At 53.2% G+C, this 14,729-nt stretch carries 17 protein-coding genes; 7 read left to right on the top strand and 10 right to left on the bottom strand.

Features of this window, described 5'->3' with window-relative positions; all coding sequences use genetic code 11:
• Nucleotides 1-60 precede the first annotated feature (60 nt).
• A complete protein-coding gene (locus H6F67_RS19600) occupies nucleotides 61-252 on the top strand; it encodes a hypothetical protein (RefSeq protein WP_206753918.1) in 192 nt (63 codons plus the stop codon).
• Here H6F67_RS19600 and H6F67_RS19595 read toward each other — a convergent pair.
• Complete coding sequence (locus H6F67_RS19595; RefSeq protein WP_190768307.1) at nucleotides 240-593, bottom strand: hypothetical protein; 354 nt, start codon at nucleotides 591-593, stop codon at nucleotides 240-242. The two genes, H6F67_RS19600 and H6F67_RS19595, sit on opposite strands and share 13 nt — an antisense overlap.
• A 168-nt stretch (nucleotides 594-761) precedes the next feature.
• Between H6F67_RS19595 and H6F67_RS19590 the strand changes: the two genes are divergently transcribed.
• Entirely contained in the window at nucleotides 762-2,399 is a 1,638-nt protein-coding gene (locus tag H6F67_RS19590) for a CTP synthase (RefSeq protein WP_190768306.1), read from the top strand.
• A 66-nt stretch (nucleotides 2,400-2,465) separates the two neighbouring features.
• Here H6F67_RS19590 and H6F67_RS19585 read toward each other — a convergent pair whose 3' ends face one another.
• From H6F67_RS19585 to H6F67_RS19570, 4 genes are all read right to left on the bottom strand, one after another.
• Nucleotides 2,466-3,227 (bottom strand): hypothetical protein, encoded by a 762-nt coding sequence (locus H6F67_RS19585; protein WP_190768305.1) that lies wholly within the window; start codon nucleotides 3,225-3,227, stop codon nucleotides 2,466-2,468.
• A gap of 257 nt (nucleotides 3,228-3,484) precedes the next feature.
• The gene (locus tag H6F67_RS19580; protein WP_396798507.1) at nucleotides 3,485-3,775 is read right to left on the bottom strand and encodes a helix-turn-helix domain-containing protein; all 291 of its coding nucleotides are present in this window, start codon (nucleotides 3,773-3,775) and stop codon (nucleotides 3,485-3,487) included.
• A complete protein-coding gene (locus H6F67_RS19575; RefSeq protein ID WP_242020715.1) occupies nucleotides 3,709-3,930 on the bottom strand; it encodes a helix-turn-helix transcriptional regulator in 222 nt (73 codons plus the stop codon). Before H6F67_RS19575 ends, H6F67_RS19580 begins: the two co-directional genes overlap by 67 nt.
• Nucleotides 3,927-4,127: a helix-turn-helix transcriptional regulator gene (locus H6F67_RS19570; protein WP_277874615.1), complete on the bottom strand. Its 201-nt coding sequence runs from the start codon at nucleotides 4,125-4,127 to the stop codon at nucleotides 3,927-3,929. Before H6F67_RS19570 ends, H6F67_RS19575 begins: the two co-directional genes overlap by 4 nt.
• A gap of 167 nt (nucleotides 4,128-4,294) precedes the next feature.
• On the opposite strand from H6F67_RS19570, the gene H6F67_RS19565 reads away from it, so the two are divergent.
• Both H6F67_RS19565 and H6F67_RS19560 read left to right on the top strand, forming a co-directional pair.
• Nucleotides 4,295-4,525: a hypothetical protein gene (locus H6F67_RS19565; protein ID WP_190768302.1), complete on the top strand. Its 231-nt coding sequence runs from the start codon at nucleotides 4,295-4,297 to the stop codon at nucleotides 4,523-4,525.
• A 39-nt stretch (nucleotides 4,526-4,564) separates the two neighbouring features.
• The gene (locus H6F67_RS19560; protein WP_190768301.1) at nucleotides 4,565-5,425 is read left to right on the top strand and encodes a 3'(2'),5'-bisphosphate nucleotidase CysQ; all 861 of its coding nucleotides are present in this window, start codon (nucleotides 4,565-4,567) and stop codon (nucleotides 5,423-5,425) included.
• On the opposite strand, the gene recJ is transcribed toward H6F67_RS19560, so the two are convergent.
• Complete coding sequence (gene recJ, locus H6F67_RS19555) at nucleotides 5,416-7,752, bottom strand: single-stranded-DNA-specific exonuclease RecJ (RefSeq protein WP_190768300.1); 2,337 nt, start codon at nucleotides 7,750-7,752, stop codon at nucleotides 5,416-5,418. The two genes, H6F67_RS19560 and recJ, sit on opposite strands and share 10 nt — an antisense overlap.
• Before the next feature lie 49 nt (nucleotides 7,753-7,801).
• Nucleotides 7,802-7,948 (bottom strand): hypothetical protein, encoded by a 147-nt coding sequence (locus H6F67_RS19550; protein ID WP_190768299.1) that lies wholly within the window; start codon nucleotides 7,946-7,948, stop codon nucleotides 7,802-7,804.
• 398 nt (nucleotides 7,949-8,346) lie between these two features.
• Between H6F67_RS19550 and H6F67_RS19545 the strand changes: the two genes are divergently transcribed.
• Nucleotides 8,347-8,856 carry a hypothetical protein gene (locus tag H6F67_RS19545; protein ID WP_190768298.1) on the top strand — a complete coding sequence of 170 codons (510 nt, stop codon included), beginning with the start codon at nucleotides 8,347-8,349 and terminating at the stop codon, nucleotides 8,854-8,856.
• A gap of 220 nt (nucleotides 8,857-9,076) precedes the next feature.
• Entirely contained in the window at nucleotides 9,077-9,820 is a 744-nt protein-coding gene (locus tag H6F67_RS19540; protein ID WP_190768297.1) for a calcium-binding protein, read from the top strand.
• 55 nt (nucleotides 9,821-9,875) lie between these two features.
• On the opposite strand, the gene H6F67_RS19535 is transcribed toward H6F67_RS19540, so the two are convergent.
• Nucleotides 9,876-11,807 (bottom strand): tetratricopeptide repeat protein, encoded by a 1,932-nt coding sequence (locus tag H6F67_RS19535; protein WP_206753917.1) that lies wholly within the window; start codon nucleotides 11,805-11,807, stop codon nucleotides 9,876-9,878.
• Nucleotides 11,808-11,924: 117 nt separating this feature from the next.
• Here H6F67_RS19535 and H6F67_RS19530 point away from each other — a divergent pair, with 117 nt between their 5' ends.
• Entirely contained in the window at nucleotides 11,925-12,740 is an 816-nt protein-coding gene (locus H6F67_RS19530) for a dienelactone hydrolase family protein (RefSeq protein ID WP_190768295.1), read from the top strand.
• 52 nt (nucleotides 12,741-12,792) lie between these two features.
• On the opposite strand, the gene hemC is transcribed toward H6F67_RS19530, so the two are convergent.
• The gene (gene hemC / locus H6F67_RS19525) at nucleotides 12,793-13,776 is read right to left on the bottom strand and encodes a hydroxymethylbilane synthase (RefSeq protein WP_190768364.1); all 984 of its coding nucleotides are present in this window, start codon (nucleotides 13,774-13,776) and stop codon (nucleotides 12,793-12,795) included.
• A gap of 164 nt (nucleotides 13,777-13,940) precedes the next feature.
• The gene (locus tag H6F67_RS19520) at nucleotides 13,941-14,720 is read right to left on the bottom strand and encodes an HAD family hydrolase (RefSeq protein ID WP_190768294.1); all 780 of its coding nucleotides are present in this window, start codon (nucleotides 14,718-14,720) and stop codon (nucleotides 13,941-13,943) included.
• Between the last annotated feature and the right edge of the window lie 9 nt (nucleotides 14,721-14,729).

Below are 14,729 nucleotides of genomic sequence, written 5' to 3'. Positions count from 1 at the left end.
GCTCTCACATCTCACATCGATCGCCCAATCACAATAGAATAGGCACACCGAAAACCGCTTGTGCCCATGCCGATCGACCCCGACAAAACCACCAGGGTAATGATCTCGATGCCCAAACCGCTTGCCAAATATTTGCGGCAGGTCGCAAAATCGCGGGCAATTTCTTTGTCTCAACTGATGCTGCAAGCGACACTCGATCGCTATCCGCCACCCTCAGAGGCAACTGAGAATGAAGATGATCACTCCTCCTGATGTTGCCTAAGAAATGCTTGCAAGTCTGTAAGTAAATCCTTTAGACGTGATATTAATTCATCTGTATCATCAAAGGCGGTGTCAGATTCTAAACTGATTTCCGGTAAACCAATCGCCCATACCCTTTGCAAGGCAGCTTCGAGTGTTTCAGCAGATGCCTTTGCATCTGGCAAACTTTCAGCAAGTGGCCGAAGTTGTTCCAGCCGATCGACAAGCACCAATTCTGAAGCTGCGATCGTGGCGGCTTTCATGTACGCAGCTAGGCTGTTGATGCCCTTTGTTGCAGCGGCGAGACTCACAAAATTTAGCTCGACTGGGTTCAGTTCAAACTTTAACTCCATTGGTGGCAACTAAGTGCAACACCTACAGTCTAAATGGCGGTGCATCTAAGTGCAACACTGAAGTAATGAGCATTAATGGTGATCGCTTGCCTTGAGCAACTCGAAGCAGGAAGGTTTGTGGCATCATGAATGGGTTGCACCCGCAGCGATCGCAGCGCTAGCCGACCTATGACGAAATTTGTATTTGTCACCGGGGGCGTGGTCTCCAGCATTGGCAAGGGCATCGTTGCCGCCAGTCTGGGTCGCCTCCTCAAATCGCGTGACTATTCTGTCTCGATTCTCAAGCTTGATCCCTACCTCAACGTTGATCCGGGCACGATGAGTCCGTTTCAGCACGGGGAAGTGTTCGTGACCGAAGACGGAGCCGAAACCGATCTGGATTTGGGACATTACGAGCGCTTCACCGACACGTCCATGTCTCGGCTCAACAGCGTCACAACCGGATCGATCTATCAGGCCGTCATCAACAAGGAGCGGCGCGGCGACTACAACGGCGGCACCGTCCAGGTGATTCCGCACATCACAACCGAAATCAAAGAGCGCGTTTTGCGCGTGGCTCGCAACACGAATCCCGACGTGGTGATTACCGAGATTGGCGGCACGGTCGGAGATATCGAGTCGCTGCCGTTTCTCGAAGCGATCCGCCAGTTTCGCAAAGATGTCGGGCGGCAAAACGTGCTGTATGTCCACGTCACGCTGATGCCTTGGATTCCCTCAGCGGGCGAAATGAAAACAAAGCCCACTCAGCATTCGGTCAAGGAACTGCGATCGATCGGCATCCAGCCGGATATTCTCGTTTGTCGCTGCGATCGCCCCCTCCAGCCCGGACTGAAAGAAAAACTGTCGGAATTTTGTGACGTTCCGGTCGAGTGCGTGATCACGTCGCAAGATGCCGCCAGCATCTATGAAGTGCCCTTGATGCTGGAGCGCGAAGGCATGGCGCAGCAGGCGCTAGAGCTTTTGCAACTGCCGCAGCGATCGCCTGATTTGTCGCACTGGCAAACGATCGTCGAGCGGCTGTATCGCCCGACGCACCCGATTCAAATTGCGATCGTCGGTAAGTATGTCCGGCTGAATGATGCTTACCTTTCGGTTGTCGAAGCCTTGCGTCATGCGGCGATCGCGCAAAGTGGCGATTTGAATATTCGCTGGATTAACTCAGAAGAACTCAGCGAGAGCAACGTCGATCAGATGCTAGCAGGCGTCAACGGCATCGTCGTTCCCGGTGGCTTCGGATCGCGCGGCATCGAAGGCAAACTGATTGCGATTCGCTATGCTCGCGAACGGAAAATTCCCTTCTTGGGCTTGTGCCTGGGAATGCAGTGTTCCGTAATTGAATGGGCGCGAAACGTTGCCAAGCTCGACAACGCCAACAGCGCGGAATTTGATGCGAATACTCCAAATCCGGTGATCAACCTGCTGCCGGAACAGCAAGATGTCGTGGATTTGGGCGGCACGATGCGGCTTGGGCTGTATCCTTGCCGAATTGCAGCGGGAACCTTGGCCGATCGCCTCTACGGGCAAGAAGTGATTTATGAGCGGCATCGCCATCGCTACGAATTCAGTAACGCCTACCGAACGCTGTTCCTCGAAACGGGCTATGTTGTCAGCGGTGCATCGCCGGATGGCCGACTGGTGGAAATTATCGAACTGCCCAATCATCCGTTTTTCATTGCCAGCCAGTTCCACCCGGAATTTCAATCGAGACCCAGTCGCCCCCATCCGCTATTCCAAGGATTTGTGCAGGCAGCGATCGCATTGGTTGCCCCGGAAGTGGACGATCGCGCTTTGGAACCGCTGCGATAAAAACGAAAATACAGCAAAAAGGCCGGATTGCACTCCGGCCAGAAGTTGGAACCCATCCAAGCTTGATTAAGAATCGGCGCGTTTGCCTTGTGCTTTCGCTTTGGCGATCGCGTTGTCAACTTTTGCTTTCGCTTCGTCAGCCGAAGCTTCGATCGAATCGGCGGCCTGCTTTGATTTTTTGCGAGTTGCTTTGGCCGTTTCCTTCACGGCTTCCGCTGTATCTTCGGCAATAGCTTCCTGCTGCTTTTTCGCTTTCTTCGCGACATTTTTGGCTGAATCGATCGCCTCGTCTAATTTTTGTTTCGCTTCGCCTGCGACGTCTTTCGCGCGATCGATCGCACCTTCAACTTTCGGCTTGGCTTCTTCAATTTGCTGGCGAGTCGTGGCCGCCGTGTCTTTCGCTTTTTCGAGCGCTTCCGCTGTCGAATGTTGCGCTTCGATCGCGGCATCTTTGGCGGCTTTCGCTACTTCTGCCACCGCCGGAGTGACATCTTGAACGGCTTCCTTAACGGCATCGATCGCGCCCTGCACCGACCCGCTCAGCTCTGCTGCTTTTTCGTCGCCAACGGCGGCTCGCGCTGCACTGGCAACGGTTGCACCGATTGTTGCGCCTGCTTTGCCGCCGAGCAGTCCGCCGATCGCCGCTCCGACAATTCCCGCTTTTGCAACCGCCATCGAATCGGTTGATTCAGTCGGCTCAGCTTCCGGATCGATCACCGCTTCGACTTCAACAGCAGACTGCTCGACAGGATCGATCGCAGGAGATTCGGCAGGATCGATCGCGGCATCTTGCTTGGAATTCGCACCTTTTTTCTTGCTAGCGGCCATGATTCTAGACTCTCAAGTGCTGGGTTAGTTATGTACACCTTAATCGCAACTTGACTTGAATTGGTCTACTGCAAGGCGGACTGTGGACTCTATCTTTTTGTAGAATTTAGTGATTGCTAATTGAAGATGTATTCAATTTACTGAAGCTGAAAAAGATTATTAAAAGACAACTTTAAACAGGTAGCAGGATGCTTGAAATATTAAAGCCGAAGAGTTTAGAAGAACTTGAGAACGCATTTCAATTTGCCACTAGATCGTCAATCGAGATCTTTTTCTTCGTCTGGAATGTATTCAATTAAATCGAACGGCGTGCAGTCGAGAAATTTACAGAGTGCATTAAAGGTTTCTTCTCCAATGCGAGGGAAAGTATCTTGGTTTCTAAGATACGAAATTGCATTGGGATGAACGCCCATCAACTCGGCCAAACGCTTGTTGGTCATGCGTTGCCGCGCCATTACTTCTCTCAATCGCCAGCGAATCGTCAATCTGAGCCTTTTTCTGGAGTGTATTCGATGAGATCGTTCGGCGTACAGTCCAAGTGATGACACAGCGCATCCAGCATTTCTCCGCCGATTTGAGGCAGTGTGTCTTGATTTTTCAAGCGAGAAATCGCGTTAGGGTGAACTCCTACTAATTCAGCTAAACGCTTATTGCTCATGCGTTGCCGAGCCATGATTTCTCTGAGTCGCCAGCGAATTGTCAATCTGGATCTTTCTCCGGAATGTATTCAATTAAATCATCAGGTGTGCAATCGAGAATTTTGCATAGCGCATCTAGTGTTTCTCCAATGTGCGGTAAGCTGTCTTGATTTTTTAGATTTGAAATTGTGTTGGGATGAACGCCCATCAACTCGGCCAAACGCTTGTTGGTCATGCGTTGCCGCGCCATTACTTCTCTCAATCGCCAGCGAATTGTCAACTTTTCCTTAAATCTTGCAGCAACACAGAAAATTTAGTTGTTCACACAAGATTTCTGTGTGATAAACTCTAACAAGTCAGAAGCCAGTGCGTCCCCTGAGAAGTTCTGCACTGGCCTTGGCTCCGTCGTTGAGTTGGAGACAATCTATTATGACCTACGCAGAGCGCTTACGGAAGCGTTGGGTGGTGGTGCGCCTGCTGCCCAACTGTCAGACCGTTGATGTTGCGTATTTTTGCAGATACACAGATGCTCAGAACTTCGCGCTGCTGATGTCGCGGCTTGATCTCGCCTATCGATTTGAAGTCATGTTTGAGCCGAATGTGCAGTGCAGTTCGATCGCGACATCCCAAAACGGTATCGATCGCAAAATCACACCTTGACTTTTTGTTAAGATCGCTGCGGCATTGCACAGGAAATTCATGAAGCCGTCGATCGAATTTTCTCCAGTGGTTCCTCAAATGCGGCGGCTTTTGCAGGCTTGCGGCCAGATTGCCACAGCGGAACAAAATTTTGAGGTGTTTGAAAAAGGCCGCGACGATTACGTGACGTCAGTCGATCGCGCCCTCGATGCCAAGCTGACAATCGGCCTGCGCGAACTTTTTCCGCACGACCCGATCATCACCGAGGAAAATCGCGACTCGCAAAAGGCGTTTCGATCGAATCCCCAGCGGGTTTGGTGCGTCGATCCGCTCGATGGAACCGACGATTTCATTCAGCGCAAACTGCACTATGCCGTGATGCTGGGTCTGCTAGAAGCGCAGCAGCCGACTGTCGGCTGGATCTATGCACCCGCTTTCGATCAGCTTTTCTTTGGCGGACAAAATTGGGGACTGTTTCAGGCGGTTGGCGATCGTCCAGTCGAGCCGCTGATTTCCACCGCACCGCCGCCACCGGACGATCGCACCTGCGAAATTTTGATTGGCTACAAAGACCAAAAGCGCTATGGGGAGACGATCGCCCGCTTGATTCCGCCTGCACAGTTCAGCACGATCGGCAGCTTTGGCCTCAAGGTGATGCAGGTGGTGCAGGGCAAAGCCGGAATTTATATCTACCTGAATCGGCGCGTCAAGCTGTGGGACACCGTTGGGCCGATCGCTCTCGCCCGCGCTGCCGGATTAATCTGCTGTGACTTGGCCGGAAATCCGCTGCAATTTTCGCCGGACTTCATCGACAACGACACGCTGGCACATCAGCAGGAAATTGTGATCGGCTGGCCTGCCTATGTTCATGCGCTGCGATCGCGTCTGCAAAAAGCCGTCTGGCTGCGAAATCAAGCGTAGTTTGACTGAAGGACAATCTGCTGAAGGGCAGCTTGCAAAATCGCCCGATCGACCTGACAAAAATATTGCTGCCGAAATTGTTCTTCGCGCACGGCGGCCACAAACGCTTGGCGAGCGGCATTCCAATCCGGTTCGATCGATTCGTCCAAACTGAAGGCAATCGCATCTTGATCGATCGTCACGCCAAAGCCAATTTTTTGTAGGCTGTCGAGTCCACAGGTGAATGCAGAATCACCGAACTGGAACTTCGTTTGTAGTTGCGATCGATCCACAGCTTCTCCAGTGCGGCTCAAGAATTTCGCTAGCCCTAGCCAGTCTTGCCATAAATCTTCAGCCGATTTGCTGGAGGGCAGCGAGTAAGCCAAGGCGAGCGATCGCCCCGTTTGTCGAGCGCGGTGTGCCCACTGGTGAAACTCTTCCCAACTGCGAGGACACTCGCGCAATTCCAGCACGGCGGCGGGCGGATCGATCGGTCTTTCCGTGCGCCAGTCAAGTAGCCAATTGGCATCAGGGGCGGTCGCAATCGCGGGAGCGATCGATTGCACTGCAACCAAGCGGATTTCGTAGCGCTTTTGATAGGGATTGTTTTCGAGTTCTGCGATCGCGTCGCAGCGTTCCTGCGGCAAATCAGCGGGCGTGTGCTCCCACCAAACACCGAAAAATTCTCCGGTTTCGTCGCAGATTTTGAAGCTAATTTTGCTGTAGCGAACCTTGCCGCCCTTCCAATCTTGAATTTTTTCTGTCTGAACTTCGCGAAACCAGCAGTTGCGAATCAGCAGGCGCGGCGGCGGATTGCCGATGCCGTAAGGTTCCAAGAGCCGCAGTTCGCGAAACAGCACGCCGCCCAAATCGGCGATCGTCACTGTCAAATCTGCCGTCAGGATGGAAGCAGCAAGCAGATTTTGTCGCCGCAGCGCTTGATTGACTGCCGAGCGAAACAGCGGAATGTTTGCCACAGGCAGACTCAATCCGGCGGCTAGCGGATGTCCGCCGAAGCTGTGAAGCAAATCGGCTTGGTCTTGAACCAGTTCGTACAAATCGATCGCGCCGATCGATCGCGCCGATCCTCTTGCCAGCGGTTCGCCTTCAGGCGAGACTTCTTCGCTCAGCAAAATCGTTGGGCGTCCGTACTGCTGGGCAATTTGTCCGGCAACAAGTCCCAAAATGCCGATCGGCCACTGGGGATCGCTGAGGACAATTACGCTGGTGGTGGACAAATCGATCTGCGCCAGCAAGACCTGCACCTGCTGCAACAAATCTTTCTGGAGCGCTTTGCGGCGGGTGTTCGCCAGTTCGGTTTCGTCGGCAAGCTGACGGCAGCGGTTGCGATCGCGGCTGGTCAACAGCTCAACGCCAAAGCGGGCATCGCCGTGAATCCGGCTAATCGCGTTGATGCGCGGCCCAATCCCAAACGAAATATCGGTGGGGCGATCGCCGCTGCGTTTGCACAGTTCCAGCAGACGAGCGATCCCCGGTCGGGACGCCTTGAGCGGATTGCATTGCTGCTGAAGCTGCACCAGTCCCTGCTGCGCGAGATAGCGACAGTCGCCCCTGAGCTGCACCAAGTCGGCAATCAGCCCGATCGCCACCAGATCGAGCAAATCGGTGAGCGGGCGATACCGTTCCGGGAGCGCTGCACGATCGACTCGATTTGGCCGCGTTTCATACAGCGCTTCCACCAGCTTGTAGGCCACTGCCACGCCGGACAGGTGAGCCAGCGGATGATCGGCAGGCAGATAGCGCGGATTGAGAATGGCCGTCACGGGCGGACGTTCCGCAGGCAAGGTGTGGTGATCAGTGATGATCACGTCCAGTCCGATCGCCTGTGCATACTCCAGTTCCGCCGGATTGGTGCTGCCTGTGTCGCAGGTAATGACCAGCGAAACGCCTTGAGCCGCGAGGCGATCGAGTCCCGCGATCGAAAGGCCGTGCGATTCATGCAGGCGGTTGGGGATCGTGTAGGTCAGTCGATCGGATGGAAAAAACTGCCCCAAGCCTTCCCACAAAACCGCCGTTGCCGTGATTCCGTCGGCATCAAAATCGCCCCAGATGGCGACGAATTCGTTGCGATCGCAAGCAGCGAGGAGGCGATCGATCGCCCGCTGCATTTCTTCCCCGAACGCAAACGGACTCGTTGGCTGATAGCGATTCGCATCGAGAAATCCAGCGAGTTCGTCAAGATCGCGCCAGCCGCGCTGCCAGAGCAGCGTTGCCGCAAATTGTCCCTGCGCCTCGGCATCGGGCAGATAGGTTCGCACAGCCGCAACAAATTCTGCCGACAGGTCGATCGCCGGAGCCACCTGCCACTGCACTGAAGGTTCACGCATTGCCGCAGATTGAGCGCACCATTTGACTACAGTAGCTTGCGGGTGGCACTCACTGGGCAGAGGTATTGGTGAGCAAGCTGATCAACTGGGGCAGGACGGGCTGAGCCGCAATCGGTGCGGCGGGCGACAAGCTCAGATTCATCCAAAGCTGAAAGAAAAGCGTCAGCATCACCGCTTGCAGTAGTTTGGCGAGCATAATCCGGTTCCTCCTGCTGATCTCCTCACTGTTATTGTCCTATCTCAGCGATCGATCGGCATCCGCAGTTCCGCTGTTGATCTAAGCCAAAAGACGGATAGACAACTCCGCTTTCTTTGGAAGATTTCGCCGATGACGCTTCAGGTGAATTTGATGAATGAAGATGAGCTGCAAGTAAGCAAAATCACTTACTGAACAAATTACTGATTGAACATTTCCACGCGATCGCAAACGCAATCGGCAATTGCTCAAATTTACTTTGAATAGTAAGTAATTTTAATCAGTAATCCGCTTGATTGCACTTTTCGGCAACCATTTGATCCAAAGTCGGTTAATTCTTCATTGGGAAACGATTCAAACAAACGTGAAATACTCTACATCCCTTCAAGAGGTAACGTATGCTACATCATATTTCCGTTGCAGTGAATTATCCGGCACAGGTTGCAACTGTGCTTGCCGAAGCGATCGGTGGTCAAGCTTTTCCGTTTCCTCCACATCCTGGCAGCTATTTTGTGATGGCTGGCGATGAATTTGGCACAGCGATCGAACTTTATCCCGCCACGACTCAATTGGTTCCAGGTTCCGATGACGTGGTGTTCGCTGAAGCGGCAAATTCTCCTCACTATCTTTCGGTTCACGCGGCGATTTCAGTTCCAACAACTCAAGCACAAATTGAGGCAATTGGTCAGCGCGAAGGCTGGCTAGTGCGAGTGTGCGATCGCGGTCCTTTCAAAGTGATAGAATTTTGGGTCGAAAATAAACTAATGCTGGAATTTTTGCCGCCAGAATTTGCCGCTACATACATGGGTTTTGTCAAAATTGAAAACTGGAAAGTTTTTCTTGCAATGGCAGAATCGGGCGAATTTGCAGACAAACATCAGTCCCATCAAGTGCCAGCTAGCGTGTAATTTGACAAGATAGAGACCGCAAGTTAAAAATAGGTAGAGCAATTCTTATTGTTGCTCTACCTATTTTTGTTTTTCTATTCTTCTGCGCTTTTCTACAATTTCAACCTCCAATACTGGTCGCTATTTCTAAACAAAACTGAAACATATTAAGCGATCGATCGCCTTAAATTAGTAATTAAGCAAGTTGCTTGGCTTGAGAACTAATTTAAAGGAGAAAGTCATGGAATTATTAGTCGAAAATGCGATCGGATCACTTAACTTGGAACTTCATTCTTCAGCCATTTCGTTTATTGAGATTAGTGTTGCCAAGCTTGAACTGAATCAGTTTATCGGAATTGGAATCGAGCCTGAATTGGAGTCTGATTCTCCGTCTGAAATCGATCGCGATCTCCAGCCTTCCTTATTCAAATCTGCGGGTTTGAACTATTCCCGTTCAGGGCGGAAAATCACAGGAACATCCCGTGCGAATCAGATTGTGGGCACTCAGGCGAACGATATTATTCTTGGTCAGGGTGGCAACGATGAGCTTTACGGTGAAAACGGCATTGACCGCATCCTGGGTGGAACAGGTAACGATTATTTGGAGGGTGGCAAGGGCGGCGATACGCTATATGGCGGCGCTGGAGATGATGTCTTGATGTGCGGAAGAATTGTCGGACAAGCGGATCAATATGACGGTCTGACCCGAATTGAAGATGATGCATTCTACAATTTTGTTTACGGCGGTAGTGGAAGAGATACGTTTGCGTTGGGTTTGAGAGGAAAGGGAAACACATTCATCAGAGATTTCCGCAACGGCGCGGATCAGTTTGCTCTTTCTGAAGGCATGAGCTTGGGAAACATCAGTGTCGATTACAATTCAATCACGAACGAAACGAGAATCTATCACGGCGATAAGGTTGTCGGATTTGTACTTGGAAATGTTGTTGATCAAATCGACTCATCTGATTTCAGCTACATCTAATGGTGAGCATCAATGAATCGTGAGTGTGAATGACTGATTCAGCAATTCGACAGTGCTAAAGCTGTGGCAGCAGTTCCGGCAGCAGATTGGCCGGAAGTTTGGCAAAGGCTTGATTTTGAGCGTAGATGCCGCCCTGCTCGTAGATCGATCGCATCGTCTGAAGCACGCTATCGAGCGCAGTTTGGCGTAAAGGAGAATTTTGCCAGCCTTGCAGTGCTTGCAGGTGATGATGCAGCGATTGTTCAAGCTGAGCCGATCGATCGTCTGTCGTTTCGTGCGGATCGATCGCCAGTTGGTGATAGGCCAGTCCCAAATTGTTTTGCGTGGCGAAAATGTCAAAGCTGAGGGTCGAATCGAGCGTAGCAGCAGTGTCGATCGCAGCTTCATACGCAGCAACGGCTCGCTGAAGATAGCTGCGCTGCATCTGCGGATCGTCGGTGCAGTTTGCCAGATGCCAGCAAGCCGTACCTAAATTGCTCTGCGTGGCGGCAAAGGCAGCAGGTGACACTGTTGCTGTTCGATAGCGCAGGGCTTGAGCGTAACTCGATAGGGCAAGTCGCAGCCAGTCTTGCGGACGTTCGTATTGCGCGATGTTCCAGTAGGCCGTGCCCAAATTGTTCTGAATCATCGCGTAGTTGAGCGGGTCTTGTTCGGGGCGGTAGAAGTGCAGCGCTTCGGAATAGGCGGCGATCGCCCCTCGCAAATTGTCCAACGGTTGCTGATGCTGCGCTAGATTCCAGTGTGCCGTGCCCAGATTGTTCTGCGTTGAGGCATAGCGCTGGGGATCACTTTGGGGCGATCGATTCTGCAAGGCTTGCTGATAGGCGGCGATCGCATTTTGCAGCGCTTCAGTCGGATTTTCGTAGCGAGCCAGATCCGCGTAGGCTGCACCCAAATTATTTTGCAGCATCCCCAAGATCTGCGGCTGCTCGGTTTTGTAGAGCGCCAGTTCATACAGTTCGATCGCCTGCTGCAAATGCGGAACCGGATCAGAATGGCGCGACCGTCCCCAGTGCAAATTGCCCAAATCATTCAGCACATCCGCCCACTGCGACGCGGTCTCCGGAAGCCAAACCAGCACTTGCTCGTAGGCTTCGATCGCCCGCTGCCAAGTTGTATCGGAGGCGTCACCTTGATCGATGCGATCGCGATAGAGATTGGCTAGCGCTCGATAGGCTTCGGCCAGCGTTTCTGCTGCGGCCTGCTGTTGGTGCAGTTGTTCGATGCGATCGAGCAGCGGTTGGGCGATCGGATCCTCGATCAGGCGGCCTTTTTTTGCAGGCAGAATGGCGATCTTGCTGCTGCGGTCTTCGGTTGGAATCAAAGCAGCGGCAGCGGGAAATTCTTCAAGCTGCTGGCGATTGGGCATTGCCGCCGGAACCAGCATCGCTTCTGCATCCAAGTTTGATTCGGGCGTGTCCAAATCTGGCTGCGATCGTTCAGCGATCGGACGCAGCGGCTCGACGATCGGCTGTAAGGGCGTGGGGTCGCCAACAAATTCAAACACTCCGGTATGAATCTGCCAAAATCCCGGAGCCGACTGGCGAATCGATCGAAACCAAGGCTGCGGCATCCACAACAGCAAGTTGCAATCTAGATGCCCGAAAGTGCGATCGAAGGTTTGCAGATTCGTCAAAAACTGCCTTTGCACGGCGGCAGGCTGGCGCGTAAGCTGTTCAACGCCAACGATCTGAAAAGTCGGTTGCTCTCTGGCCTGCTCGATCCAGTCGCTCATTTGGGCGATCGGATTGGCTTGAGTGGCATTCAGGCGCAGCGTCACCAAGCGCATCGGCGGTTCGCCTGCGGCCAAATCGGTTTGCAGTTGTGCGGCTAGTCGATCGCGCAGCACCAAATCATCACACACGGCCACAAACACCTGACGGCGCAATTGCAAACCCAACGCGAGCTTGAGCCGCTGATACGTTTGCTGGTTGAGTCCCAGCACTCGACGAAACGGAATTTCTGCCACAGGAAGCGCGATCATCAAGACACACAGTTACAGATATTGATCCTTTCGGAATGGGGCGATCGAGGTCAGGACGATTTAGAATTCGCAAGGACTACCGATCGCTGTTTCCCTTTTTTGCTGTTTTCTTTTTTTGGTATGAAAAGACGCAACCTGTTAATGGCTTCTTCCGGCTTGGCAACCACAATGCTGTTTGCCAAAACCGCGCACCCCGTCGCTGCCCAAACTGCGATCGGAGAAATGGTGACGATCGCGGGAGATTTGCAGGGGTACTACGTTCGACCCCGGACGCGCAACATCGTTCCCGCCATGCTCGTGTTTATGGAAATCTTCGGGGTGAATGACTACATCAAAAGCGTGTGCGATCGCCTCGCCCAAGCCGGATTTGCCGCGCTTGCTCCCGATTTCTACAACGGTCAAACCTTTGAGTATAGCGATGTTCAAACTGCGATCGGCAGAGTGCGATCGATCGACGACGCCATGATTACCGAAGTCGTCGGCCAATCGATCGACTACCTGTCAGAACGCGGTGATGTGCTGTCTGAGGCGATCGGCGCGATCGGATTTTGCTGGGGTGGACGCACGACTTTCTTGACGAACGAAGTTCACGCCGACAAACTCAAAGCCGCTGTCGCCTACTACGGCGGCGGAATTGCGCCCACCGAAGATCGATTCGGGCGTCCCTCGCTGCTTCCGGGTGTGCCGCAGATGCAAGCGCCGATTTTGCTGATGTATGGGGCAAAAGACGCCTCGATCGCGCCTGAGGAACACGCCCGGATTGCCGAAGCGCTCTCAACCGCAAACAAACGCTATGCAATCAACGTTTTTCCTGATGCGGGACACGCCTTTTTCAGCGATCGCCGCGACAGCTACAATGCCGCCGCTGCCGAAGAAGCATGGCAAATCACAATGAATTTTCTGCAATATCATTTGACGCGATGCGATCGGCTCTAGGGGCAACGACATGTCCTGCCCCTACGCTGGAAATTGATGCTTCGCGATCGCCTTACTGCTCGCTGATTCCCGGTTTGGCTTCGCGCTGAATTTGCGACAAGATTTCGTTGAGGATTTCCTGTGCGCCTTGCGATCGCAGCTTTTTGGCCAGTTCCGTGCCGATTGCTTCGGCCTCAGTCACCGATCCGGCGATCGTGTCTTTCACCAATCGCTGACCGTCCAGACTGGCAACGATGCCTGTGAGCGTCAGTTGGTCGCCGTCGATCGAAGTGTTGACGCCGATCGGCACTTGGCAGCCGCCTTCAAGTTCGCGCAGAAAGGCGCGTTCAGCGTAGCAGCGCTGAGCGGTTGGAGTGTGTTCCAGCGCTTTGATCACCGAGAGAATTTCGGGATCGTCCGATCGACATTCGATTCCCAGTGCGCCCTGTCCAACGGCGTGAAGCGAAATTTCTGGCGGCAAGATTTGGTGAATGCGATCGCTCATGCCCAGACGTTCCAGTCCGGCAACGGCGAGAATGATTGCATCATATTCGCCCGCATCGAGTTTGGCGAGGCGCGTGTTGAGGTTGCCGCGAATGTCTTTGAATTTGAGGTGCGGATAGTGGTGGCGCAGTTGGGCGAGGCGACGCAGTGAGGAAGTCCCGATGATTGCGCCTTCGGGCAGGGTGTCAAGCTGTTTGTCGCGGTTGCGATCGTGAACGACGATCGCATCAGCCGGATCTTCGCGCTCGGTGACGCAGCCGAGCATCAAACCTTGCGGCAAACGAGTCGGCAAATCTTTGAGCGAATGCACGGCAAAATCAATGCTGCCGTCGATCATGCCCGACTCTAGCTCTTGCGTGAACAAGCCTTTGTCGCCAATTTTGGAAAGCGCCACGTCGAGAATTTTGTCGCCCTGCGTGTTCATGGTTTGAACTTCAAAGGTGCGATCGGGAAAGGCTTTTTGGAGCTGTTCTTGCACCCAGTAGGTTTGCACCAAGGCAAGCTGGCTTTTGCGAGAACCGATGCGAATTGTGCGGGGAAGACTGGCGACCATTGGCAGCGACGAACTCAATCCATTGCAAAATGTGAAATGTGCGGTGTGTAACCACTTCATCAGCTTACCGCACGGCGATCGCTTTCGAGTGGCGATCGAACGGCTGTCAAATGTTGCAATTTACGAAGTCGTTTGCGATCGAAATTTTGCCTTCTCGCCAGAAATTAAGCGAAATTTTGGCTGCGCCAGTTGCTATACAAAATCGAATTCACGGCTGAAACCAGATCGCTGTGAATCAAATTGGGATTGAACTGATGGAGATAGCGGCGGCTGCGAATGCCGCAGGTGAGCGCGATCGTCGGCACTTTGGCGGCTTGTCCGGCCAGTACATCGGCTTCGGTATCGCCAATCATCCAGGCTGAATCGCTACTGTGAACGGCGATCGCTTCACTCAAAAGCTGCGTCTTGTGGTCAGCGCAATTTTGATAGGCCGCGTGATCGTCCGTTGCGCCCCAGATGCGATCGAACAGGTGCAATAAATCGTGGCTGTGCAAAAACTGCATCGCCTGCTGACGTTCTCTGAGCGTGACGAGAACCAGCCTTGCGCCCTGACTGTGCAGCAGTTCCAGCGCCCAGCGCACTCCGGGCTGGAGGCGATCGAGATGCAGCAAAGCAGGCTGATTGACGATTTCGCAGACGCGCTGCATGAACCAGGAAATTTGTTCGCCCTGCAAGCCCGATCGCTCGGCAATTTCGACATCGGGGACGCGATTTTGCTTCATCTGCCAAAACTGCGCTTTGGAGAGCGGAGCGATACCGTTCCGCAAGCTCGCGATCGCCCGTCCGCCAAACTGTTCCTGCACGTCCGCCAGCCCAAACTGATAGGTGGTGTAGTAGCGATCGGAAACGTCCACGATTGGACCGTCGAAGTCGCAAAAAACCGTGAGCGTAGTGCAAGCGGAGGTGCTTTGGGAGGGGCGATCGGTTAGCGCGGTTCTGCTCATGAAGCGAAT

The organism is Microcoleus sp. FACHB-1515 (assembly GCF_014696105.1).
GTDB lineage: Bacteria > Cyanobacteriota > Cyanobacteriia > Elainellales > Elainellaceae > JAAUTJ01.
Note: the sequence above shows the minus strand (reverse complement) of the source record. Positions and strands in the feature narration are given on the sequence as shown.

What these genes read in the sequence shown, in the direction of transcription:
- H6F67_RS19595 (WP_190768307.1), bottom strand. Translation starts at nt 593, where the DNA reads ATGGAGTTAAAGTTTGAACTGAACCCAGTCGAGCTAAATTTTGTGAGT.
- H6F67_RS19590 (WP_190768306.1), top strand. Translation starts at nt 762, where the DNA reads ATGACGAAATTTGTATTTGTCACCGGGGGCGTGGTCTCCAGCATTGGC.
- H6F67_RS19585 (WP_190768305.1), bottom strand. Translation starts at nt 3,227, where the DNA reads ATGGCCGCTAGCAAGAAAAAAGGTGCGAATTCCAAGCAAGATGCCGCG.
- H6F67_RS19565 (WP_190768302.1), top strand. Translation starts at nt 4,295, where the DNA reads ATGACCTACGCAGAGCGCTTACGGAAGCGTTGGGTGGTGGTGCGCCTG.
- H6F67_RS19560 (WP_190768301.1), top strand. Translation starts at nt 4,565, where the DNA reads ATGAAGCCGTCGATCGAATTTTCTCCAGTGGTTCCTCAAATGCGGCGG.
- recJ (WP_190768300.1), bottom strand. Translation starts at nt 7,752, where the DNA reads ATGCGTGAACCTTCAGTGCAGTGGCAGGTGGCTCCGGCGATCGACCTG.
- H6F67_RS19550 (WP_190768299.1), bottom strand. Translation starts at nt 7,948, where the DNA reads ATGCTCGCCAAACTACTGCAAGCGGTGATGCTGACGCTTTTCTTTCAG.
- H6F67_RS19545 (WP_190768298.1), top strand. Translation starts at nt 8,347, where the DNA reads ATGCTACATCATATTTCCGTTGCAGTGAATTATCCGGCACAGGTTGCA.
- H6F67_RS19540 (WP_190768297.1), top strand. Translation starts at nt 9,077, where the DNA reads ATGGAATTATTAGTCGAAAATGCGATCGGATCACTTAACTTGGAACTT.
- H6F67_RS19530 (WP_190768295.1), top strand. Translation starts at nt 11,925, where the DNA reads ATGAAAAGACGCAACCTGTTAATGGCTTCTTCCGGCTTGGCAACCACA.
- hemC (WP_190768364.1), bottom strand. Translation starts at nt 13,776, where the DNA reads ATGGTCGCCAGTCTTCCCCGCACAATTCGCATCGGTTCTCGCAAAAGC.
- H6F67_RS19520 (WP_190768294.1), bottom strand. Translation starts at nt 14,720, where the DNA reads ATGAGCAGAACCGCGCTAACCGATCGCCCCTCCCAAAGCACCTCCGCT.